Annotated in this window: 21 protein-coding genes; 19 read left to right on the top strand and 2 right to left on the bottom strand. The window is 60.4% G+C overall.

Annotation, left to right across the window (positions count from 1 at the left end; all coding sequences use genetic code 11):
• The gene (gene ilvN / locus HWW83_RS18870) at positions 1 to 492 is read left to right on the top strand and encodes an acetolactate synthase small subunit (protein WP_004932806.1); all 492 of its coding nucleotides are present in this window, start codon (positions 1 to 3) and stop codon (positions 490 to 492) included.
• Between the two features lie 218 nt (positions 493 to 710).
• Positions 711 to 1,715 carry a catabolite repressor/activator gene (gene cra, locus HWW83_RS18865; protein WP_004932801.1) on the top strand — a complete coding sequence of 335 codons (1,005 nt, stop codon included), beginning with the start codon at positions 711 to 713 and terminating at the stop codon, positions 1,713 to 1,715.
• A gap of 34 nt (positions 1,716 to 1,749) precedes the next feature.
• Here cra and HWW83_RS18860 read toward each other — a convergent pair whose 3' ends face one another.
• The gene (locus tag HWW83_RS18860) at positions 1,750 to 2,190 is read right to left on the bottom strand and encodes an L-alanine exporter AlaE (protein WP_033651675.1); all 441 of its coding nucleotides are present in this window, start codon (positions 2,188 to 2,190) and stop codon (positions 1,750 to 1,752) included.
• A gap of 863 nt (positions 2,191 to 3,053) precedes the next feature.
• On the opposite strand from HWW83_RS18860, the gene mraZ reads away from it, so the two are divergent.
• From mraZ to lpxC, 16 genes are all read left to right on the top strand, one after another.
• Positions 3,054 to 3,512: a division/cell wall cluster transcriptional repressor MraZ gene (mraZ, locus tag HWW83_RS18855; protein ID WP_004932796.1), complete on the top strand. Its 459-nt coding sequence runs from the start codon at positions 3,054 to 3,056 to the stop codon at positions 3,510 to 3,512.
• A 2-nt stretch (positions 3,513 to 3,514) separates the two neighbouring features.
• Entirely contained in the window at positions 3,515 to 4,456 is a 942-nt protein-coding gene (rsmH, locus tag HWW83_RS18850) for a 16S rRNA (cytosine(1402)-N(4))-methyltransferase RsmH (RefSeq protein WP_004932794.1), read from the top strand.
• Entirely contained in the window at positions 4,453 to 4,773 is a 321-nt protein-coding gene (gene ftsL / locus HWW83_RS18845) for a cell division protein FtsL (RefSeq protein WP_033651674.1), read from the top strand. The genes rsmH and ftsL overlap by 4 nt, the downstream gene beginning before the upstream one ends.
• A 42-nt stretch (positions 4,774 to 4,815) precedes the next feature.
• Positions 4,816 to 6,579 (top strand): peptidoglycan glycosyltransferase FtsI, encoded by a 1,764-nt coding sequence (locus tag HWW83_RS18840; protein ID WP_004932790.1) that lies wholly within the window; start codon positions 4,816 to 4,818, stop codon positions 6,577 to 6,579.
• Positions 6,566 to 8,053, top strand: coding sequence for a UDP-N-acetylmuramoyl-L-alanyl-D-glutamate--2,6-diaminopimelate ligase (gene murE, locus HWW83_RS18835; RefSeq protein WP_033641853.1), 1,488 nt, complete (start codon positions 6,566 to 6,568; stop codon positions 8,051 to 8,053). The genes HWW83_RS18840 and murE overlap by 14 nt, the downstream gene beginning before the upstream one ends.
• Complete coding sequence (murF, locus tag HWW83_RS18830) at positions 8,050 to 9,411, top strand: UDP-N-acetylmuramoyl-tripeptide--D-alanyl-D-alanine ligase (RefSeq protein WP_033651672.1); 1,362 nt, start codon at positions 8,050 to 8,052, stop codon at positions 9,409 to 9,411. Before murE ends, murF begins: the two co-directional genes overlap by 4 nt.
• Positions 9,405 to 10,487: a phospho-N-acetylmuramoyl-pentapeptide-transferase gene (mraY, locus tag HWW83_RS18825; protein ID WP_004932782.1), complete on the top strand. Its 1,083-nt coding sequence runs from the start codon at positions 9,405 to 9,407 to the stop codon at positions 10,485 to 10,487. Before murF ends, mraY begins: the two co-directional genes overlap by 7 nt.
• Before the next feature lie 2 nt (positions 10,488 to 10,489).
• The gene (gene murD, locus HWW83_RS18820) at positions 10,490 to 11,809 is read left to right on the top strand and encodes a UDP-N-acetylmuramoyl-L-alanine--D-glutamate ligase (protein ID WP_033651671.1); all 1,320 of its coding nucleotides are present in this window, start codon (positions 10,490 to 10,492) and stop codon (positions 11,807 to 11,809) included.
• Complete coding sequence (ftsW, locus tag HWW83_RS18815) at positions 11,806 to 13,008, top strand: cell division protein FtsW (RefSeq protein ID WP_015376649.1); 1,203 nt, start codon at positions 11,806 to 11,808, stop codon at positions 13,006 to 13,008. The genes murD and ftsW overlap by 4 nt, the downstream gene beginning before the upstream one ends.
• A gap of 3 nt (positions 13,009 to 13,011) precedes the next feature.
• Positions 13,012 to 14,076, top strand: coding sequence for an undecaprenyldiphospho-muramoylpentapeptide beta-N-acetylglucosaminyltransferase (gene murG / locus HWW83_RS18810; RefSeq protein WP_103101742.1), 1,065 nt, complete (start codon positions 13,012 to 13,014; stop codon positions 14,074 to 14,076).
• Positions 14,077 to 14,160: 84 nt separating this feature from the next.
• A complete protein-coding gene (murC, locus tag HWW83_RS18805; protein ID WP_025301571.1) occupies positions 14,161 to 15,636 on the top strand; it encodes a UDP-N-acetylmuramate--L-alanine ligase in 1,476 nt (491 codons plus the stop codon).
• On the top strand, positions 15,629 to 16,549 hold the full coding sequence (locus HWW83_RS18800; protein WP_033651670.1) for a D-alanine--D-alanine ligase: 921 nt from the start codon (positions 15,629 to 15,631) through the stop codon (positions 16,547 to 16,549). Before murC ends, HWW83_RS18800 begins: the two co-directional genes overlap by 8 nt.
• A 1-nt stretch (position 16,550) precedes the next feature.
• Complete coding sequence (gene ftsQ / locus HWW83_RS18795; protein WP_004932761.1) at positions 16,551 to 17,402, top strand: cell division protein FtsQ; 852 nt, start codon at positions 16,551 to 16,553, stop codon at positions 17,400 to 17,402.
• Positions 17,399 to 18,655 carry a cell division protein FtsA gene (gene ftsA / locus HWW83_RS18790; protein ID WP_004932758.1) on the top strand — a complete coding sequence of 419 codons (1,257 nt, stop codon included), beginning with the start codon at positions 17,399 to 17,401 and terminating at the stop codon, positions 18,653 to 18,655. The genes ftsQ and ftsA overlap by 4 nt, the downstream gene beginning before the upstream one ends.
• Positions 18,656 to 18,729: 74 nt before the next feature.
• The gene (gene ftsZ / locus HWW83_RS18785; RefSeq protein WP_004932757.1) at positions 18,730 to 19,884 is read left to right on the top strand and encodes a cell division protein FtsZ; all 1,155 of its coding nucleotides are present in this window, start codon (positions 18,730 to 18,732) and stop codon (positions 19,882 to 19,884) included.
• A gap of 103 nt (positions 19,885 to 19,987) precedes the next feature.
• Positions 19,988 to 20,905: a UDP-3-O-acyl-N-acetylglucosamine deacetylase gene (gene lpxC / locus HWW83_RS18780; protein WP_004932754.1), complete on the top strand. Its 918-nt coding sequence runs from the start codon at positions 19,988 to 19,990 to the stop codon at positions 20,903 to 20,905.
• A 114-nt stretch (positions 20,906 to 21,019) separates the two neighbouring features.
• On the opposite strand, the gene HWW83_RS18775 is transcribed toward lpxC, so the two are convergent.
• Positions 21,020 to 21,535: a DUF721 domain-containing protein gene (locus tag HWW83_RS18775; protein ID WP_004932751.1), complete on the bottom strand. Its 516-nt coding sequence runs from the start codon at positions 21,533 to 21,535 to the stop codon at positions 21,020 to 21,022.
• A gap of 26 nt (positions 21,536 to 21,561) precedes the next feature.
• Between HWW83_RS18775 and secM the strand changes: the two genes are divergently transcribed.
• The gene (gene secM / locus HWW83_RS18770; RefSeq protein ID WP_033641856.1) at positions 21,562 to 22,092 is read left to right on the top strand and encodes a secA translation cis-regulator SecM; all 531 of its coding nucleotides are present in this window, start codon (positions 21,562 to 21,564) and stop codon (positions 22,090 to 22,092) included.

Raw genomic sequence — 22,092 nt, 5'->3', positions numbered from 1 at the left:
ATGCGCCGTATTTTATCTGTCTTGCTGGAAAACGAATCCGGCGCCCTGTCGCGCGTGGTGGGGTTGTTCTCCCAGCGCGGTTACAACATCGAGAGCCTGACGGTGGCGCCGACCGACGATCCGACGCTGTCGCGCATGACTATCCAGACCGTCGGCGATGAGAAAGTGCTGGAGCAGATTGAGAAGCAGTTGCACAAGCTGGTGGACGTGTTGCGCGTCAGCGAGCTGGTGCAGGGCGCTCACGTTGAACGCGAGATCATGCTGGTGAAGCTGCAGGCCAGCGGCTACGGCCGTGAAGAGGTGAAACGCTGCGCCGATATTTTCCGCGGCCAGATCGTCGATGTGACGGCGACGCTGTATACGGTGCAGCTGGCCGGCACCAGCGACAAGTTGGACGCCTTCCTGAGCGCGGTGCGTGAAGTGGCGGAGATTGTGGAAGTGGCGCGTTCCGGCGTGGTCGGCGTGTCGCGCGGCGACAAAATCATGCGCTGAGCGCGGTCTGGCGGCGAATAATCGGGGGCGCGGCGTGGCTGCGCCCTTTGTTTTTCGGCCTTTTTTGCCCGATTGCCGGCACCTTTCGGCAAAAGCGGTTGCTAGGTAGTGTTTTCTGCTGTTAGATCGCAGAGGCTGGATTGAATAACCGCACGGGATGCCATGGTTAATCCGAGCACAGCCTTCACTTCTATTTTCAGCGTCATTAAGGGGTTAATGTGAAACTGGATGAAATCGCGCGTCTCGCGGGCGTTTCGCGCACGACGGCCAGTTATGTCATCAACGGCAAGGCGAAGCAGTATCGTGTCAGCGATAAAACCGTCGAGAAAGTGATGGCCGTGGTCAGGGAGCATAACTATCACCCGAATGCCGTCGCGGCGGGGCTGCGCGCCGGGCGCACCCGTTCTATCGGCCTGGTGATCCCGGATCTGGAAAATACCAGCTATACCCGCATCGCCAACTACCTGGAGCGCCAGGCGCGCCAGCGGGGTTACCAATTGCTGATCGCCTGTTCCGAAGATCAGCCGGACAACGAAATGCGCTGCATTGAGCACCTGCTGCAGCGTCAGGTGGACGCCATCATCGTCTCCACCGCCTTGCCGCCGGAGCATCCTTTCTATCAACGCTGGGCCAACGATCCGCTGCCGATCATCGCGCTGGACCGCGCGCTGGATCGCGAGCATTTCATCAGCGTTGTGGGCGCCGATCAGGAAGACGCTTTTGCGTTGGCGCAGGAGCTGCGCACCTTCCCGGCGGAGTCGGTGCTGTACCTGGGCGCCTTGCCGGAGCTTTCGGTCAGCTTCCTGCGTGAGCAGGGCTTCCGTCAGGCCTGGCAAGAGGATCCCCGCCACGTCGATTACCTGTACGCCAACAGCTACGAACGCGAAGCCGCCGGCGCGCTGTTTGCCGAATGGTTGAAAACGCACCCGATGCCGCAGGCGCTGTTTACCACGTCGTTCTCTTTATTGCAGGGCGTGATGGACGTGACGCTGAAGCAACGCGGCCGCTTGCCGACCGATCTGGCGATCGCCACCTTCGGCGATCATGAACTGTTGGATTTCCTTGAGTGCCCGGTATTGGCGGTAGCGCAGCGCCATCGCGACGTGGCCGAGCGCGTGCTGGAACTGGTGCTGGCCAGCCTGGACGAACCGCGTAAACCCAAGCCGGGGCTGACGCGCATTCGCCGCAATCTGTTCCGCCGCGGCAGTCTGAGCCGCAAGTAGTTTGCCTGACAGGGGCCCGCGTTGGCGGGCTCCTTTAGACGTAACCTGCCACCCGAAACAGCCGTCGGCAGTATTCCAGGAAGTAACCATACACCACGCCCATCGCCATGGAGACCAGCGCATTGCTGGTTACCGCCGCCAGCATTTGTTGGCCGTCGGCGCCCACGCTCCATAAAATTGCAGCATAAACCGGCGACTGGAAGCTGACATAAGCCAGCAGATCGGCGAGATTGCGCAGTAGGAACTGGCCGTGCGGGCAACGACGCGCCGTGCGGATAAACAGATCGCGATAGCGGCCATAAGGCCAGGCGATCAGAATGTTGACCGGGATCGACAACAGGCGTGAAGAGAGGGATTGCTGGAAGCTCATGCCGGAGATCAACACTTCAATCGCCATACCGGCGATAAAGCAGTACACCACCAGTGCAAACGTATCGGCAGCGGCGCTGCGCCAGTGTGCGGCGGGCGAAAGCATGTATCTCCCCTTTTGTGTTAATGTACTGTTAATTTTATAATTCGTGGTTGTTAACTCTGGTTTTTTGCTTTTTATATAGTTTACTGATCTGGTTTGTGTTTTTTAACTAGGTTTATATTTTTATTTTTAACATTTGTTCGGTTTTTGTCCCGCAGGGCCGGGGCGCAGGAAGGGATGGAGAGATTAAAATCGGTGTTTTTAAATAAACCTATTAAAAACATGCTGTTGCGATTTTTTGTGTCCGCGGGGGGATTTTTCCGGCAAAAATTGTGGAAATAAAGGTGTAAGAAAATGAAACCATAATTGTAAACAGGTGTTTTGGGAATAATCTTACCAAATTGATTTAAATCGAAATTACTTCTGCTCGTAATATCCGAGCCATTTATTTTCGCCGTGCTCTCATCATGGCGGTGCAAATTGAAGTAAAATAGCGCGCAGTTTCACGGTGAATAACGATTGAGCGTTATTAACTCAAGGAGTTATAGCCTTATTCTGCGGTCGACTCGTCAGGCGCCGAGCCTTGGCGCGCGCGGGGCGGCAGCGGTTACAGCCCTGAGATTGCCGAGCTGAAAAATGAGACATGGCTTGCAGAAGGAAGTAATGAGTTAATTAATCGCCAGTTCGTCAGGTTTTTAATCAGATTCTTTCCGCCTAGAAAATTCTCTCCGTTTATCATGGTGTTAATTTTTAATCGTCGAATAATCAGAGTTTCTTTCGCGAGTCAGCTCCCAAAATGACCAGAGAAATATTGCCAAAGCGCTGGCGCTCTGGCTTGACAAGGTTTTCATACCCTCCGTAAACTCCATTGTGTGGGAATTTGTGGGGTAAAGTGGTGAAAACGGTCACTAAGGGGTAGCTCAGGAATGTTCCGTGGAGCGACGATGGTCAACCTCGACAGCAAAGGGCGGCTCGCCGTACCTACCCGATATCGGGAATTGCTCAACGAGGAATCGCAAGGCCAAATGGTCTGTACCATTGACCTCCATCAGCCCTGCCTGCTGCTTTATCCTTTGCCCGAATGGGAAATTATTGAACAAAAATTATCACGTCTGTCGAGCATGAATCCCGCCGAGCGCCGCGTTCAGCGCCTACTGTTGGGACATGCCAGTGAGTGTCAGATGGATAGTGCCGGTCGTTTGCTGTTAGCCAGTACGCTGCGGCAACACGCCGGGCTCACGAAAGAAGTGATGCTGGTCGGTCAGTTCAACAAGTTTGAACTGTGGGATGAACAGACCTGGTATCAACAAGTCAAGGATGATATTGACGCTGAACAGTCGACTCAGGAACCGTTGTCTGAGCGGCTACAGGACTTGTCGCTATAAGCATGTTGGAAAACTATAAACACACCACCGTCCTGCTGGACGAAGCCGTCAACGGCCTCAATATCCGCAGCAACGGCATATATATCGACGGTACTTTTGGTCGCGGTGGCCATTCTCGTCTGATTCTGTCCCAACTGGGGCCGGAAGGGCGCTTGCTGGCAATTGACCGTGACCCTCAGGCGATTGCAGCCGCCAAATCTATTGAAGATCCTCGTTTTACCATCGTACACGGCCCATTTTCCGAGTTGTCGCACTATGTGCGGGAGCGCGAGCTGGTGGGCAAGATCGACGGCGTTCTGCTCGATCTGGGCGTTTCCTCGCCGCAGCTTGACGACGCGGAGCGCGGGTTCTCCTTTATGCGCGACGGTCCGCTGGACATGCGCATGGATCCGTCCACCGGCCTGTCTGCCGCAGAGTGGCTGATGAAGGCCGAAGCGGACGACATCGCCTGGGTGCTGAAAACCTTCGGCGAAGAGCGTTTCGCCAAGCGCATCGCGCGCGCCATCGTCGAAAGAAACCGCGTGGAGCCGATGACGCGCACCAAAGAGCTGGCGGATCTGATCGCCGATGCCAGCCCGTTCCGTGAAAAGCACAAGCATCCGGCGACGCGCAGCTTCCAGGCGATCCGCATTTATATCAACAGCGAGCTGGAAGAGATCGAGCGTGCGCTCGACGGCGCGCTGGAAGTGCTGGCCCCGCAGGGCCGTTTGTCGATCATCAGCTTCCATTCGCTGGAAGACCGCATCGTCAAACGCTTTATGCGACACCACAGCCGTGGCGCCCAGGTGCCGGCGGGCATTCCGTTGACCGAGGAGCAACTGCGCGGCATGGGCGGGCGAACGCTGAAAGCGCTGGGCAAAATGATGCCGTCGGAAGCGGAAGTGGCGGACAACCCGCGTGCGCGCAGCTCGGTGCTGCGCATTGCTGAGAGGATGCCCGCGTGATTGGCAACGAACGTCACGGCCTGGTCGGGGTGATTGGCGGCGATCTGCTGCGCAACGCCAAGATCCCCATGATTTTACTGATTGCGTCACTGGTCTCCGCGATTTTCGTGGTGACCACCGCGCACCGCACCCGCCTGCTGACCGCCGAACGCGAGCAGCTGGTTCTGGAGCGCGATGCGCTGGATATCGAGTGGCGCAACCTGATTTTAGAAGAGAACGCCCTCGGCGATCACAGCCGGGTTGAACGTATCGCGACAGAAAAACTGCAGATGCAACACGTTGATCCATCGCAGGAAAATATCATCGTTAAACAATGAATGGTTTAACCGGAATAATGACACGGAGTAGAAAGGAAACGCATGAAAGCAGCGCGCCCCGGTAAGTTGAGACGCCAGGAAGATCAGGCCAGCTTTGTCAGCTGGCGTTTTGCGTTGCTGTGCGGCTGCATTTTGCTGGCGATGGTTGGCCTGATGCTGCGCGTCGCGTACCTGCAGGTCATCAACCCCGATCGTCTGGTGAAAGAAGGCGACATGCGTTCGCTGCGCGTGCAGGAAGTGCCGACCGCGCGCGGCATGATCAGCGATCGCGCCGGCCGCCCGTTGGCGGTCAGCGTGCCGGTGAATGCGGTGTGGGCCGATCCGAAAGAGCTGAACGAACGCGGCGGCATCACGCTGGACAGCCGTTGGAAAGCGCTTTCCGATGCGCTCAACATCCCGCTGGACCAGCTTTCCAACCGCATCAACGCCAACCCGAAAGGGCGCTTCGTTTATCTGGCGCGCCAGGTTAACCCGGCGATCGGCGACTACATCCACAAACTCAAGCTGCCGGGGATCTACCTGCGGCAGGAGTCGCGCCGTTACTACCCGGCGGGGCAGGTGACGTCGCACATCATCGGCGTGACCAACATCGACGGGCAAGGCATCGAAGGCGTCGAGAAGAGCTTCGATCGCTGGCTGACCGGGCAACCGGGCGAGAGAACGGTGCGCAAGGATCGCTTCGGCCGAGTGATTGAAGATATCTCCTCCGTCGATAGCCAGGCGGCGCATAACCTGGTGCTGAGCGTCGATGAGCGCCTGCAGGCGCTGGTGTATCGCGAGCTGAACAACGCCGTGGCGTTCAACAAGGCCGAATCGGGCACTGCGGTGCTGATCGACGTGAACACTGGCGAAGTGCTGGCGATGGCCAACAGCCCGTCTTATAACCCGAACAACATGGCCGGTACGCCGAAAGAAACCATGCGTAACCGCGCTATCACCGATATTTTTGAACCCGGTTCAACCGTGAAGCCAATGGTGGTGATGACCGCGCTGCAAAACGGCGTGGTGAGAGAAAACAGCGTGCTGAACACCATCCCGTACCGCATTCAGGGCCACGAGATCAAAGACGTGGCGCGGTACTCGGAGCTGTCATTGACCGGGATCTTGCAGAAGTCGAGTAACGTCGGTGTTTCAAAGCTGGCGTTAGCGATGCCGTCCTCAGCGTTAGTAGATACTTACTCTCGTTTTGGGCTGGGAAAAGCGACCAATTTGGGGCTGGTCGGAGAAAGCAGTGGCATATACCCAAAAAAACAACGGTGGTCTGACATAGAGAGGGCCACCTTCTCTTTCGGCTACGGGCTGATGGTAACTCCGTTACAGTTGGCGCGAGTCTATGCAACGATCGGCAGTCTGGGCGTGTATCGCCCATTGTCGATCACCAAGGTTGACCCTCCGGTCGCCGGCGAACGCGTTTTCCCTGAACCTCTGGTGCGCACCGTGGTGCACATGATGGAAAGCGTGGCCTTGCCGGGCGGCGGCGGCGTGAAAGCCGCCATCAAGGGATACCGTATCGCCATCAAAACCGGTACCGCGAAAAAAGTGGGCCCGGACGGCAAATACGTCAACCGATACATCGCTTATACCGCCGGCGTCGCGCCGGCAAGTAACCCCCGTTTTGCCCTGGTGGTCGTCATCAACGACCCGCAGGGTGGGAAATACTATGGTGGCGCAATCTCCGCGCCGGTGTTCGGCGCCATCATGGGCGGCGTATTGCGCACCATGAACGTCGAGCCTGACGCGTTGCCCACCGGTGACAAAAGCGAATTAGTGATTAACAAGAAAGAGGGTTCAGGTGGCAGATCGTAATTTGCGCGACTTACTCGCCCCGTGGGTGCCGACGGCGCCCGGGCGCGCGCTGCGGGAAATGACATTAGACAGCCGTGTGGCGGCTGCCGGGGATCTGTTTGTCGCCGTGGTCGGCCATCAAACGGATGGACGCCGCTATATTCCGCAGGCCATTGCGCAGGGCGTCGCCGCCGTGATCGCCGAAGCTGAGGGTCAGGCCGAAGACGGCGCCATCGTTGAGATGCACGGCGTGCCGGTGATCTACCTGAGCCAACTGAACCAGCGCCTTTCCGCGCTGGCCGGGCGTTTTTACCATCAGCCGGGCGAGCGTCTGCGCCTGGTCGGCGTGACCGGCACCAACGGCAAAACCACCACCACGCAGTTGTTGGCGCAGTGGAGCCAACTGCTGGGCGAAACCAGCGCGGTGATGGGCACCGTCGGCAACGGTCTGCTGGGCCAGGTCTGCCCGACCGAGAATACCACCGGTTCTGCGGTGGATGTTCAACACGTATTAAACGACTTGGCGGAACAGGGCGCGACCTTCGCCGCGATGGAAGTCTCATCCCACGGTTTGGTGCAACACCGGGTGGCGGCGCTGCCGTTCGCTGCCGCGGTCTTCACCAACCTGAGCCGCGATCACCTGGATTACCACGGTGACATGGCCAATTACGAAGCGGCCAAATGGTCGCTGTTCGCCGCCCACAATGTGGGGCAGGCGATCATCAACGCCGACGATGAAGTCGGCCAGCGCTGGCTGAGCAAGCTGCCGGATGCGGTGGCGGTGACGATGCAGGGCAACCTGCAGCCGGGCTGTCACGGCCGCTGGCTGAAAACCACGGCGGTCGATTATCACGACAACGGCGCCACGGTTCGGTTCAGCTCCAGCTGGGGCGACGGCGAGATCGAAAGCCGCCTGATGGGCGCTTTCAACGTCAGCAATCTGCTGTTGGCATTGGCGACGCTGCTGTCGCTGGGCTACCCGCTGGAGGCGCTGGTGGAAACCGGCAACCGTCTGCAGCCGGTCTGCGGCCGCATGGAAGTGTTTAACGCGCCGGGCAAACCGACGGTCGTGGTGGATTACGCCCACACGCCGGATGCGCTGGAGAAAGCGCTGGAAGCGGCGCGCCTGCACTGCCAGGGGCAGCTGTGGTGCGTCTTCGGCTGCGGCGGCGATCGCGACAAGGGCAAGCGTCCGCTGATGGGCGGCATCGCCGAGCAGTTCGCCGATCGCGTGGTGATCACCGATGACAACCCGCGTACCGAAGAGCCGCGCGCGATTATCAACGATATCCTGACCGGATTGCTGGATGCCGGGCAGGCGCTGGTGATCCACGGCCGCGCCGAAGCGGTGACCAGCGCCATCATGCAGGCGCAGGAGCAGGATGTGGTGTTGGTGGCGGGCAAAGGCCACGAAGATTATCAGCTGGTGGGCAACCGCCGCCTGGATTACTCCGACCGCACGACGGTCGCCCGACTGCTGGGGGTGCTGGCATGATCCCTGTCTCTCTTCAGACACTGGCTGAGGTATTGAGCGCTGAACCGATCGGCGCCGATTGCCAAATTGTCGAGGTGACGACAGACACCCGCAAGGTGACCGCCGGTTGCCTGTTTGTGGCGCTGAAAGGCGAGCGTTTCGACGCTCACGACTTCGCGGCGGATGCCGTAGCCGCAGGCGCCGGGGCGTTGCTGGTCAGTAAGCGCTTATTGGTGGACGTGCCGCAGCTGGTGGTGAAAGACACCCGTCTGGCGCTGGGGCAGCTTGGCGCCTGGGTGCGTCAGCAGGTGCCGGCGCGCGTGGTGGCGCTGACCGGCTCCTCGGGCAAGACATCGGTGAAAGAAATGACCGCCGCCATTCTGCGTGAATGCGGCGAAGTGCTGTATACCGCCGGCAACTTCAATAACGACATCGGCGTGCCGTTGACGCTGTTGCGTCTGGAGCCGCAGCATGATTTTGCCGTGATAGAGCTGGGCGCTAACCACATTGGCGAAATTGCTTACACCACCGCATTAACGCGTCCGCAGACCGCTTTGGTGAACAACCTGGCGGCGGCGCACCTGGAAGGCTTCGGCTCGCTGGCCGGCGTCGCCCAGGCGAAAGGTGAAATCTTTACCGGCCTGCCGGCCGACGGCGTGGCGATCATCAACGCCGATAACAACGACTGGCCGCACTGGCAGAGCATGCTGGGCGGCAAAACCGTCTGGCGCTTCTCGCCGCAGGCGGCCGAAGGCGTGGACTTCTTCGCGGACGATGTGCGGGTGAACGGCGCAGGCACGCAGTTTACGCTGCACAGCCCGTTCGGCACCGCCGAGATCGCGCTGCCGCTGCCGGGGCGCCACAACGTGGCCAACGCGCTGGCGGCCACGGCGCTGGCGATGTCGGTGGGCGCCACCCTCGAAGCGGTGCGTCAGGGGTTGAAACAATTGCAGGCGGTGCCGGGGCGTTTGTTCCCGGTGGCGCTGGCCGAAGGCAAGCTGCTGCTGGACGACAGCTACAACGCCAACGTCGGGTCGATGACCGCGGCGGCGCAGGTGCTGGCGGAGATGCCGGGCTACCGCGTGATGGTGGTCGGCGATATGGCCGAGCTGGGCGCAGAAGCGGAAGAGTGCCACCGTCAGGTGGGTGAAGCCGCCCGCCAGGCCGGGGTCGATAAAGTGATCAGCGTCGGCGGGTTGAGCCGCGTGCTGAGCGAGGCTTCCGGCAACGGCGAACATTATCAGGACAAGACAGCAGTGATCGCGCGCGTGGCGGAATTACTGTCGGAACATGCGGTCATCACCGTGTTAATCAAAGGTTCACGTAGTGCCGCAATGGAGCAGGTAGTACGCGCGTTACAGGAGAAAGCACCATGTTAGTTTGGCTGGCCGAGCATTTGGTCAAGTATTACTCAGGCTTCAACGTCTTTTCTTATCTGACGTTCCGAGCCATTGTCAGCCTGCTGACCGCGCTGTTCCTGTCGCTGTGGATGGGCCCGCGGGTGATCAAGCGTCTGCAAGAAATGTCCTTCGGCCAGGTGGTGCGTAACGACGGCCCCGAGTCGCACTTCAGCAAGCGCGGCACGCCGACCATGGGCGGCATCATGATCCTGACCTCCATCACCATTTCGGTGCTGATGTGGGCCTACCCGTCCAACCCGTATGTCTGGTGCGTGCTGTTTGTGCTGGTGGGTTACGGCATCGTCGGTTTCGTCGATGACTACCGCAAGGTGGTGCGTAAGGACACCAAAGGGCTGATCGCCCGCTGGAAGTATTTCTGGCAGTCGGTGATTGCGCTGATTGTCGCATTCGCCATGTACGCCGTAGGAAAAGACACGCCAGCCACTGAGCTGGTTGTGCCGTTCTTTAAGGACGTGATGCCGCAGTTGGGCTTGCTGTACATCCTGCTGGCCTATTTCGTCATCGTCGGCACCAGCAACGCGGTCAACCTGACCGACGGTCTGGACGGCCTGGCGATTATGCCGACGGTATTCGTGGCGGCCGGTTTCGCGCTGGTAGCCTGGGCGACCGGTAACATGAACTTCGCCAACTACCTGCATATTCCGTATCTGCGTCATGCCGGTGAGTTGGTGATCGTCTGCACCGCCATCGTCGGCGCCGGCCTCGGCTTCCTGTGGTTCAACACCTACCCGGCTCAGGTGTTTATGGGCGACGTCGGTTCGCTGGCGCTGGGCGGCGCGCTGGGCACCATCGCGGTGCTGCTGCGCCAGGAGTTTTTGTTGGTGATCATGGGCGGCGTGTTCGTGGTAGAGACGCTGTCGGTGATCCTGCAGGTGGGATCGTTCAAGCTGCGCGGACAACGCATTTTCCGCATGGCGCCGATTCACCACCACTATGAATTGAAAGGCTGGCCGGAGCCGCGCGTGATCGTGCGCTTCTGGATCATTTCGCTGATGCTGGTGCTGATTGGCCTGGCAACGCTGAAGGTGCGTTAATCATGGCAGACTATCAGGGTAGAAAAGTCGTCATCATCGGGTTGGGCCTCACCGGCCTGTCCTGTGTCGATTTCTTCATGGCGCGCGGCGTGACGCCGCGCGTGATGGATACCCGTATCGCGCCGCCAGGGTTGGACAAACTGCCTGAAAGCGTGGAGCGCCATCTGGGCGATTTGAACCAGGACTGGCTGCTGGCGGCGGATCTGATCGTCGCCAGCCCGGGCGTCGCGCTGGCGACCCCGGCATTGAGCGCCGCGGCTGACGCCGGCGTGGAAATCGTCGGCGACGTCGAACTGTTCTGCCGCGAGGCGCAGGCGCCGATCGTGGCGATTACCGGCTCCAACGGCAAGAGCACCGTCACCACCCTGGTGGGCGAGATGGCGAAAGCCGCCGGTTGGGCGGTGGGCGTGGGCGGCAATATCGGCCTGCCGGCGCTGAGCCTGTTGCGCCAGGAATGTCAGCTTTATGTGCTGGAGCTGTCCAGCTTCCAGCTGGAAACGACGCATAGCCTGCGGGCGGCGGCGGCGACCATCCTGAACGTGACCGAAGATCATATGGATCGCTATCCGTTCGGCCTGCAGCAGTATCGCGGCGCCAAGCTGCGCGTGTATGAAAACGCCGCGGTGTGCGTGGTGAACGCGGACGATGCGCTGACCATGCCGGTGCGCGGCGCCGACGAACGCTGCGTTAGCTTCGGGGCGGACGTGGGCGACTATCACCTGAACCGTCAGCAGGGCGAAACCTGGCTGCGGGTGCGCGGTGAGAAGGTGCTGAACACGCGCGAGATGAAGCTGACCGGCCGCCACAACTACACCAACGCCCTGGCGGCGCTGGCGTTGGCGGATGCGGTCAATATCCCGCGTGCCTCCAGCCTGAAGGCGTTGACCACCTTCACCGGCCTGGCGCACCGCTTCCAGCTGGCCTGGGAGAACAACGGCGTGCGTTGGATCAACGATTCCAAAGCCACCAACGTCGGTAGCACCGAAGCGGCACTGAACGGCCTGCAGGTGGACGGCACGCTGCATCTGCTGCTGGGCGGCGACGGCAAGTCCGCCGATTTCTCGCCGCTGGCGCGCTATCTGCAGGGCGACAACGTGCGGCTGTATTGCTTTGGCCGCGACGGCGCCCAGCTGGCGCAGCTGCGGCCGGAAGTGGCGACGCTGACCGAGACCATGGAGCAGGCGATGCGCACCATCGCCGGCCGCGTACAGCCCGGCGATATGGTGCTGTTGTCGCCGGCCTGCGCCAGTCTCGATCAGTTCCGTAATTTTGAAGTGCGCGGCGATGAGTTCGCCCGCCTGGCGCAGGAGCTTGGCGGATGAAACTACGCTTGCCGAACTTCGGGCTGACAGAACGGCTGAAAGACTGGGTGACCGGCGCGCGCGACAACGACGCGGTCAACATGGTGCTGTACGATCGCACCCTGCTGTGGCTGACCTTCGGGTTGGCGATCATCGGCTTCGTGATGGTGACCTCGGCGTCGATGCCGATCGGCCAACGCCTGGCGGACGATCCGTTCCTGTTCGCCAAACGCGATGCGCTGTACCTCGGCCTGGCGTTCGGCCTGTCGCTGGTGACGCTGCGCATCCCGATGGAAGTTTGGCAGCGCTACAGCAACGTGATGCTGCTGATGTCGATCGTGATGCTGCTGATCGTCCTGGTGGTGGGGAGCTCGGTGAACGGGGCCTCGCGCTGGATCGCGCTCGGCCCGCTGCGTATTCAGCCGGCGGAGCTGTCCAAGCTGTCGCTGTTCTGCTACCTGGCGAGCTATCTGGTGCGCAAGGTGGAAGAGGTGCGCAGCAACTTCTGGGGCTTCTGTAAGCCGATGGGCGTCATGGTGGTGCTGGCGGTGCTGCTGCTGGCGCAGCCGGATCTCGGCACCGTGGTGGTGCTGTTCATCACCACGCTGGCGATGCTGTTCCTGGCCGGCGCGAAAATGTGGCAGTTCCTGGCGATCATCGGCTCCGGCGTGTTCGCCGTGGTGCTGCTGATTATCGCGGAACCGTACCGTATGCGCCGCGTGACCTCGTTCTGGAACCCGTGGGCCGACCCGTTCGGCAGCGGCTACCAGTTGACCCAGTCGCTGATGGCATTCGGCCGCGGCGAGTTCTGGGGGCAGGGGCTCGGCAACTCGGTGCAGAAACTGGAGTATTTGCCGGAAGCGCACACCGACTTCATCTTCTCCATTTTGGGTGAAGAACTGGGCTATATCGGTGTGGTTTTAGCCCTGTTAATGGTATTCTTCGTCGCTTTTCGCGCGATGTCCATCGGGCGCCGCGCGCTGGAGATCGACCAACGCTTCTCCGGCTTCCTGGCCTGCGCGATCGGCGTGTGGTTCAGCTTCCAGGCGCTGGTTAACGTCGGCGCCGCCGCGGGCATGCTGCCGACCAAAGGTCTGACGCTGCCGCTGATCAGTTACGGCGGCTCGAGCTTGCTGATTATGTCGACGGCGATCGTGCTGTTGCTGCGAATTGATTATGAAACGCGCCTGACCAAGGCTCAGGCGTTTGTGAAGAGGTAAGGGATGAGCGGGAAACCTAAGCGTTTAATGGTGATGGCAGGCGGTACCGGCGGGCACGTGTTCCCGGGGCTGGCGGTCGCGCATCATCTGATGGCGCAGGGCTGGCAGGTGCGCTGGCTCGGAACCGCAGACCGAATGGAAGCCGATCTGGTGCCGAAGCACGGGATCGAGATTGATTTTATCCGCATCTCCGGCCTGCGCGGCAAGGGCCTGAAGGCCCAGTTGACGGCGCCGCTGCGGATCTGGCAGGCGGTGCGGCAGGCGAAAGCCATCATGCGCAGTTATCAGCCGGATGTGGTGCTGGGGATGGGCGGTTACGTTTCCGGCCCCGGCGGCCTGGCGGCCTGGCAGTGCGGCATCCCGGTGGTGCTGCACGAGCAGAACGGCATCGCCGGCTTGACCAACCGCTGGCTGGCGCGCATCGCCGCCAAAGTGATGCAGGCCTTCCCCGGCGCGTTCCCGAACGCCGAGGTGGTGGGCAACCCGGTGCGCACCGACGTGTTGGCGCTGCCGTTGCCGGCGGAGCGGTTGCAAGGGCGCGAAGGCCCGATCCGCGTGCTGGTGATTGGCGGAAGTCAGGGCGCCCGCGTGCTGAATCAGACAGTTCCTGAAGTCGCGGCGCGTTTGGGCGATAGAATTACGCTCTGGCATCAGGTTGGCAAGGGCGCGCTGGAAACGGTGTTGCGCGACTACGAGAGGGTAGGGCAGACGCAGCACAAGGTGACCGAGTTCATCGACGACATGGCCGCCGCCTATGCCTGGGCCGACGTGGTGGTCTGCCGCTCCGGCGCGTTGACCGTCAGCGAAATCGCGGCGGCGGGGCTGCCGGCGATTTTCGTGCCGTTCATGCACAAGGATCGTCAACAGTACTGGAACGCACGCCCGCTGGAAGAAGCCGGCGCGGCGAAGATTATCGAACAGCCGCAGTTCAACGCCGATGTGGTGGCCGAACTGCTGGCGAGCTGGGATCGCAAGACGCTGCTGGTCATGGCCGAGAAAGCGCGCGCGGTCGCCATTCCGGACGCCACCGAGCGCGTGGCGGCGGAGCTGGTGCGGCTCGCCAAGTAACGAGTGCAGGGGTTCGGCGCGCCGAACCTGAATAAAAGCAATGTGATGTAGGGCCGGGGTACCGGATCCGGATTAGAGAGAGTGATGAATACACAACAACTGGCGAAACTACGTACTATCGTGCCCGAGATGCGTCGCGTCCGGCACATTCACTTTGTCGGCATCGGTGGCGCCGGCATGGGTGGTATCGCCGAAGTGTTGGCAAACGAAGGGTATCAGATCAGCGGCTCCGACCTGGCGCCGAATCCGGTGACCCAGCAGTTGAGCGCGCTCGGGGCGACGATTTATTTCAATCACCGTCCGGAAAACGTGCTGGATGCGAGCGTGGTGGTGGTGTCTACCGCCATCTCCGCCGACAACCCGGAGATCGTCGCCGCCCGTGAAGCGCGCATCCCGGTGATCCGCCGCGCTGAAATGCTGGCGGAGCTGATGCGTTTTCGCCACGGCATCGCTATCGCCGGCACGCACGGCAAAACCACCACCACGGCGATGGTCTCGAGCATTTACGCCGAAGCCCGTCTGGACCCGACCTTCGTCAACGGCGGGCTGGTGAAGGCGGCGGGGACCCACGCACGACTGGGGTCCAGCCGTTATCTGATCGCGGAAGCGGATGAGAGCGATGCGTCGTTCCTGCATCTGCAGCCGATGGTGGCCGTGGTCACCAACATCGAAGCCGACCATATGGACACCTACCAGGGCGACTTCGAGAACCTGAAGCAGACGTTTATCAATTTCTTGCACAACCTGCCGTTCTACGGTCGCGCGGTAATGTGCATCGACGATCCGGTGGTGCGTGAGCTGCTGCCGCGCGTGGGTCGTCATATCACCACCTACGGCTTCAGTGAAGATGCCGATGTGCGCATCGAAGACTACCGGCAGATTGGGCCGCAGGGGCACTTTACCCTGAGCCGTCAGGACAAACCGTTGCTGACGGTGACGCTGAACGCGCCGGGCCGCCACAATGCGTTGAACGCAGCGGCGGCGGTGGCGGTAGCGACCGAAGAAGGCATCGACGACGAAGATATCCTGCGCGCGCTGGCGGGCTTCCAGGGCACCGGGCGCCGCTTCGATTTCCTCGGAGAGTTTCCGCTGGAGCCGGTCAACGGCAAAGCGGGCAGCGCGATGCTGGTGGACGATTACGGCCACCATCCGACCGAAGTGGACGCCACGTTGAAAGCGGCGCGCGCCGGTTGGCCGGACAAGCGTCTGGTGATGATCTTCCAGCCGCACCGCTACACGCGTACCCGCGATCTGTACGACGATTTCGCCAACGTGCTGTCGCAGGTGGATGTGCTGCTGATGCTCGACGTGTACGCCGCCGGCGAAGCGCCGATCCCGGGCGCGGACAGCCGCTCGCTGTGCCGCACCATCCGCAGCCGCGGCAAGCTGGATCCGATCCTGGTTTCCGATGCCGATACCGTGCCGGAAACGCTGGCGCAGCTGTTGCAGGATGAAGACCTGGTGCTGGTGCAAGGCGCCGGCAACGTGGGCAAAATCGCCCGTAAACTGGCCGAGCTGAAACTGCAGCCGCCGAAGAAAGAGGAGGAGCACCATGGCTGATAAAGTTGCAGTTCTGCTGGGCGGCACCTCCGCTGAACGTGACGTTTCTCTGCAGTCCGGCGCCGCGGTGCTGGCCGGGTTGCGCGAAGCCGGTATCGATGCGCACGGCGTCGATACCCGCGATTTCCCGGTGACCCAGCTGAAAGAGCAGGGGTTCACCAAAGTGTTTATCGCGCTGCACGGCCGCGGCGGCGAGGACGGCACCCTGCAGGGGCTGCTGGAGTTTCTCGAGTTGCCTTATACCGGCAGCGGCGTGATGGCCTCGGCGCTGACCATGGACAAATGGCGCACCAAGATGGTGTGGCAATCGATGGGCTTGCCGGTGGCGCCTTACGTGGCGCTGAATCGCCAGCTGTATCTCGGCGCCGAAAAAGCGGCGCTGCTGGCGCGCGTGGCGGATCTCGGTCTGCCGGTGATCGTCAAGCCGAGCCGTGAAGGCTCCAGCGTTGGCATGAGCAAGGTCACCGAAAGCGCGGCGTTGGCAGCGGCGTTGGAAGAAGCCTTCCGCCATGACGACGATGTGCTGGTGGAGAAGTGGTTGAGCGGCCCGGAATACACCGTGGCGATGCTGGGCGACCAGGTGCTGCCGTCTATTCGTATCCAGCCGGCCGGCGTGTTTTACGACTATCAGGCCAAGTACATTTCGGACGACACGCAGTACTTCTGCCCGAGCGGTTTGAGCGCCGAGCAGGAAGCCGAGATGGCGGCGTTGGCGCTGCGCGCCTACCGCGGTCTGGACTGCAGCGGCTGGGGCCGCGTCGATGTGATGCAAGACAGCGATGGCAGCTTCTATCTGCTTGAGGTGAATACCTCTCCGGGCATGACCAGTCATAGCCTGGTGCCGATGGCGGCGCGCCAGTTTGGATTAAGCTTCTCGCAGCTAGTGGCGAGAATTTTGGAATTGGCCGACTGATATGTCGCAAGCTGCCCTGAATGCGCGCGATCGCGAGGTGGATAACGGCCCGCGTCGCAGCAATGGAACCCAGTTGGCGGGAATGATTTTCCTGCTGATGGTGTTGGGAACGGTCGTGTGGAGCGGTTGGGCGGTGCTTGGCTGGATGAAAGACGCCAGTCGCCTGCCGCTCTCAAGGCTGGTGGTGACCGGCGAACGCCATTACACCACCAACGATGATATTCGTCAGGCGATCCTGGCGCTGGGCGCGCCCGGCACCTTTATGACGCAGGATGTGGACGTTATCCAGCAGCAGATCGAACGTCTGCCGTGGATCAAGCAGGCCAGCGTGCGCAAACAATGGCCGGATGAGCTGAAGATCCATCTGGTGGAGTATGTCCCGGTGGCGCGCTGGAACGATTTGCACATGGTGGACGCCGAGGGCAAAGCGTTCAGCGTGCCGGCGGAGCGGGCGGGCAAGCAGAAGTTGCCGCTGCTCTACGGGCCGGAAGGGAGCGAGCAGGATGTGCTGGAAGGCTATCGGGCGATGAGCGCCACGTTGGCGGCCAGCAAATATACGCTGAAAATGGCGGCGATGACCGCGCGCCATTCCTGGCAGCTGGCGCTGGACAACGATGTCCGGCTTGAGCTGGGGCGCGATGACCGCAACGGGCGTTTGCAGCGGTTTATCGAGCTTTACCCGGTATTGCAGCAGCAGGGCCAGGCGGAGAGCAAGCGTGTCAGCTATGTCGATCTGCGCTACGAGTCCGGCGCTTCGGTAGGGTGGGCTCCGGTGTTGGTCGATCCGCAGGCGCTTGGCGGTCAGCAAAACAGTAATCAGCAACAGAATCAGGCACAGGCAAAACAACAATGATCAAGTCGACGGACAGAAAACTGGTAGTTGGACTGGAGATCGGTACTGCAAAAGTCTCCGCGTTGGTAGGGGAAGTTCTGCCCGATGGCATGGTCAACATTATCGGGGTGGGCAGCTGCCCGTCTCGCGGCATGGATAAGGGCGGCGTAAACGACCTGGAGTCGGTGGTGAAGTGCGTACAGCGCGCCATCGATCAGGCCGAGCTGATGGCGGACTGCCAGATCTCGTCGGTGTACCTGGCGCTGTCGGGCAAACACATCAGCTGCCAGAACGAAATCGGCATGGTGCCTATCTCGGAAGAGGAAGTGACGCAGGACGACGTGGAGAACGTGGTGCACACCGCCAAATCGGTGCGCGTGCGCGACGAACACCGCATCCTGCACGTGATTCCTCAGGAATACGCCATCGATTATCAGGAAGGCATCAAAAACCCGGTTGGGCTGTCCGGCGTGCGCATGCAGGCCAAGGTGCATCTGATTACCTGCCATAACGATATGGCGAAGAACATCGTCAAGGCCGTGGAACGTTGCGGCCTGAAAGTTGACCAACTTATTTTCGCCGGTCTGGCCGCGAGCTACGCGGTGCTGACCGAAGATGAACGCGAACTCGGCGTTTGCGTGGTGGATATCGGCGGCGGCACCATGGATATGGCGGTGTACACCGGCGGTGCGCTGCGCCACACCAAAGTGATCCCTTACGCCGGGAACGTGGTCACCAGCGATATCGCTTACGCCTTCGGCACGCCGCCGACCGACGCGGAAGCGATTAAAGTTCGACACGGTTGTGCGCTTGGGTCGATTGTTAGCAAGGATGAGAATGTAGAGGTGCCTAGCGTCGGGGGACGTCCTCCGCGCAGTCTGCAAAGACAGACGCTGGCTGAAGTCATTGAGCCACGCTACACCGAACTGTTGAATCTGGTTAACGATGAAATTTTGCAATTGCAGGAGCAACTGCGTCAGCAAGGGGTGAAGCATCATCTGGCGGCCGGTATCGTGCTGACCGGTGGCGCCGCCCAGATTGATGGCCTGGCAGCCTGTGCGCAACGGGTGTTCCACACCCAGGTACGCATCGGCCAACCCTTGAACATCACGGGTCTGACGGATTATGCGCAGGAGCCTTACTACTCGACGGCGGTAGGTCTGCTGCACTATGGAAAAGAGTCTCACCTGAGCGGTGAGACAGAAGTAGAAAAACGCGCCTCGGTGGGCAATTGGTTTAAACGCATCAATAGCTGGCTGAGAAAAGAGTTTTAATGTTTCAACAAAGAGATCATGCTGAGTAATCTTTTTATGATCTCGCAGCGACAGGCACAAAACGGAGAGAAACTATGTTTGAACCAATGGAACTAACCAATGACGCGGTGATTAAAGTCATCGGCGTCGGCGGCGGCGGTGGCAACGCCGTTGAACACATGGTGCGCGAGCGCATCGAAGGTGTTGAATTCTTCGCTGTGAACACGGACGCCCAGGCGCTCCGCAAAACGGCGGTTGGCCAAACCATCCAGATTGGTAGCGGTATTACCAAAGGTCTGGGTGCGGGCGCGAACCCGGAAGTGGGTCGCAATTCAGCGGAAGAAGACCGCGAAGCCCTGCGCGCAGCGCTGGACGGCGCAGACATGGTCTTCATCGCAGCCGGCATGGGCGGCGGTACCGGTACCGGTGCGGCGCCAGTGGTGGCTGAAGTGGCTAAAGATTTGGGTATTCTGACCGTGGCCGTGGTGACCAAGCCTTTCAACTTCGAAGGCAAAAAGCGCATGGCATTCGCGGAGCAGGGTATCGCTGAGCTGTCCAAACACGTGGACTCACTGATCACCATCCCGAACGACAAGCTGTTGAAAGTTCTGGGTCGCGGCATCTCCCTGCTGGACGCGTTCGGCGCGGCCAACGACGTGCTGAAAGGCGCGGTGCAGGGTATCGCCGAGCTGATCACCCGTCCGGGCCTGATGAACGTCGACTTCGCCGACGTGCGCACCGTGATGTCCGAAATGGGCTACGCGATGATGGGTTCTGGCGTGGCTTGCGGTGAAGACCGCGCCGAAGAAGCGGCCGAAATGGCGATCTCCAGCCCACTGCTGGAAGACATCGACCTGTCCGGCGCGCGCGGCGTACTGGTCAACATCACCGCCGGCTTCGACCTGCGTCTGGATGAGTTCGAAACCGTGGGTAACACCATCCGTGCGTTCGCTTCCGACAACGCCACCGTGGTTATCGGTACCTCGCTGGATCCGGAAATGAACGACGAACTGCGCGTAACCGTGGTTGCAACCGGTATCGGTATGGACAAGCGTCCTGAAATCACCCTGGTGACCAATAAGCAGGCCAGCCAGCCGGTGATGGATCACCGTTATCAGCAGCACGGCATGTCGCCTCTGCCGCAGGAAGTGAAACCTGCCGCGAAGGTGGTCAACGACCAAGCTGCGCAGCCGAATAAAGAGCCCGACTATCTAGATATTCCAGCCTTCCTGCGTAAACAGGCAGACTAAGAATATCCTGAGAATTTGGAATCTCCGCTCTTTGTGCTAAACTGTCCCGCCAGCCATGCTGTATGCTTGGCTGGTAGGATGGATAACATTGCGAGATAAAACGATGATCAAACAAAGGACATTAAAACGTATTGTTCAGGCGACTGGCGTCGGTTTGCATACCGGCAAGAAAGTCACGCTGACAATGCGCCCAGCGCCGGCTAATACCGGGGTCATCTATCGTCGCACTGACTTGAATCCACCGGTTGATTTTCCGGCTGATGCAAAATCCGTGCGTGATACCATGCTCTGTACTTGCCTGGTGAATGAGCATGACGTGCGTATTTCGACCGTTGAGCATCTTAACGCCGCGCTGGCTGGGCTGGGCATCGACAACATCGTCATCGAAGTCGACGCCGCTGAAATCCCAATCATGGACGGCAGCGCCAGTCCGTTCGTGTTCTTGCTGCTGGATGCCGGCATCGAAGAACTGAACTCGGCGAAGAAATTCCTGCGTCTGAAAGAGACCGTACGCGTTGAAGATGGCGACAAGTGGGCCGAGCTGTCCCCGCATAACGGGTTCCGCCTGGACTTCACCATCGACTTCAACCACCCGGCCATCGACGCCAGCTCTCAGCGCTATCGTCTTGATTTCTCGGCTGAGTCGTTCGTGCGTCAAATCAGCCGCGCGCGCACCTTCGGGTTCATGCGTGATATCGAATACCTGCAGTCCCGTGGCCTGGCCTTGGGCGGCAGCTTCGACTGCGCCATCGTGGTAGATGACTACCGCGTGCTGAACGAAGACGGTCTGCGTTTCGAAGACGAATTCGTACGTCACAAAATGCTGGACGCCATCGGCGACCTGTTCATGTGCGGCCACAACATCATTGGCGCGTTCACCGCGTTCAAGTCTGGCCACGCGCTGAACAACAAACTGCTGCAGGCCGTGCTGGCCAAGCAGGAAGCGTGGGAATACGTGACCTTCCAGGACGAAGCCGAAATGCCATTGGCATTCAAGGCACCGTCTACCGTATTGGCGTAAGGTCTGCATTCCTCGCCTGCGAATAACGGCAGGCGCATCCCCTGAGAGCCTGATAATTCAGGCTCACGATGGTGTGGTGTCGGCTGTCCGGTATTTTGCAGTCCGTGTCGCTGATTACTTATCACGACTGGTTGTGTTGGTACCCTCTCCGGCCAATGCAGCCAGCCGTTCCAATATCTTGCGCAGTTTCTCTGGGCTACGGCTCGCTAATCCCCTCAGCTCTTCCGCACTCTCCAGACTCAAATGCCGCATCGGCACGGGTTTTTCCGGCGCTTTTTCGGCGTTTTGCACCTGGTTGCTGCCTTTCGCCATCAAGGCCGGATTAATCCTGATGTCGATCGACGACAATGATGGTAGAATTTGCGCTCGTAGTGCAGACAGCAAAGCGGGTTGTTCGTAGCGCAAGCGCATCATCCAACTGGCATTTGCCGTTTCGAGCACTAAAATACCCTGTCGGAAATTCGCGACGCGGCACCAGGGATGCAGGGGAGCGGGCAACAGGCCCTTCACTGCACGGTTAAGCTTGAGCAGCGCCACCGCGCGTTGCTGGACGTTATGCAGCGGCCCTTTGCTGCCGGCAGACGCGTCGTCGAACAGGACATCTAATAATTGTGGACGGCTATCGCGCATAATGGGCTCCGGCGGATTATAAACTCGTGATCGGTATTCTAAATCGTTGGCGACAATTTGGCAGACGTTATTTCTGGCCCCATCTCCTGTTAGGGATGGTTGCGGCCACGCTTGGCGCGCCTTCCAATTTGTCCGGCGCACCCGATCAGGCCGCATTGCCGAGCACATCGTCCAGCCTTAACCGGCAAAATTCGGCCAACGGCACCTTCAACAGCCTGGCCCTGCTGCAGGACGCGCATCGCCGTCCTACCTTCAGCGTAGATTATTGGCAGCAACATGCGCTGCGCACCGTCATTCGTCACCTCTCTTTCGCGCTGGCGCCGCAGGCGGTTTATGCGCGTGTGCAGGAGAGCGAAGCCGAAGCGGAACCCCCTTTGCAGGTAGCGCAACTGGCGCTGCTTTCTACTCTCAACGCGCTGCTGACGCACGAGCCGAAGCCGCCGACCATCATTCGCCACACCCACCTTGAGGTGCTGCCAACGCTGGCGCGGCACCAGACCGGCCTGTGGGTGGCGCAGGTGCAGGGCATTCGCGCCGGGCCCGTCGCCCTCGTCTGA

The sequence above is a fragment of the Serratia ureilytica genome (assembly GCF_013375155.1).
GTDB lineage: Bacteria > Pseudomonadota > Gammaproteobacteria > Enterobacterales > Enterobacteriaceae > Serratia > Serratia ureilytica.
This window is presented reverse-complemented; position numbering and strand designations above follow the sequence as displayed.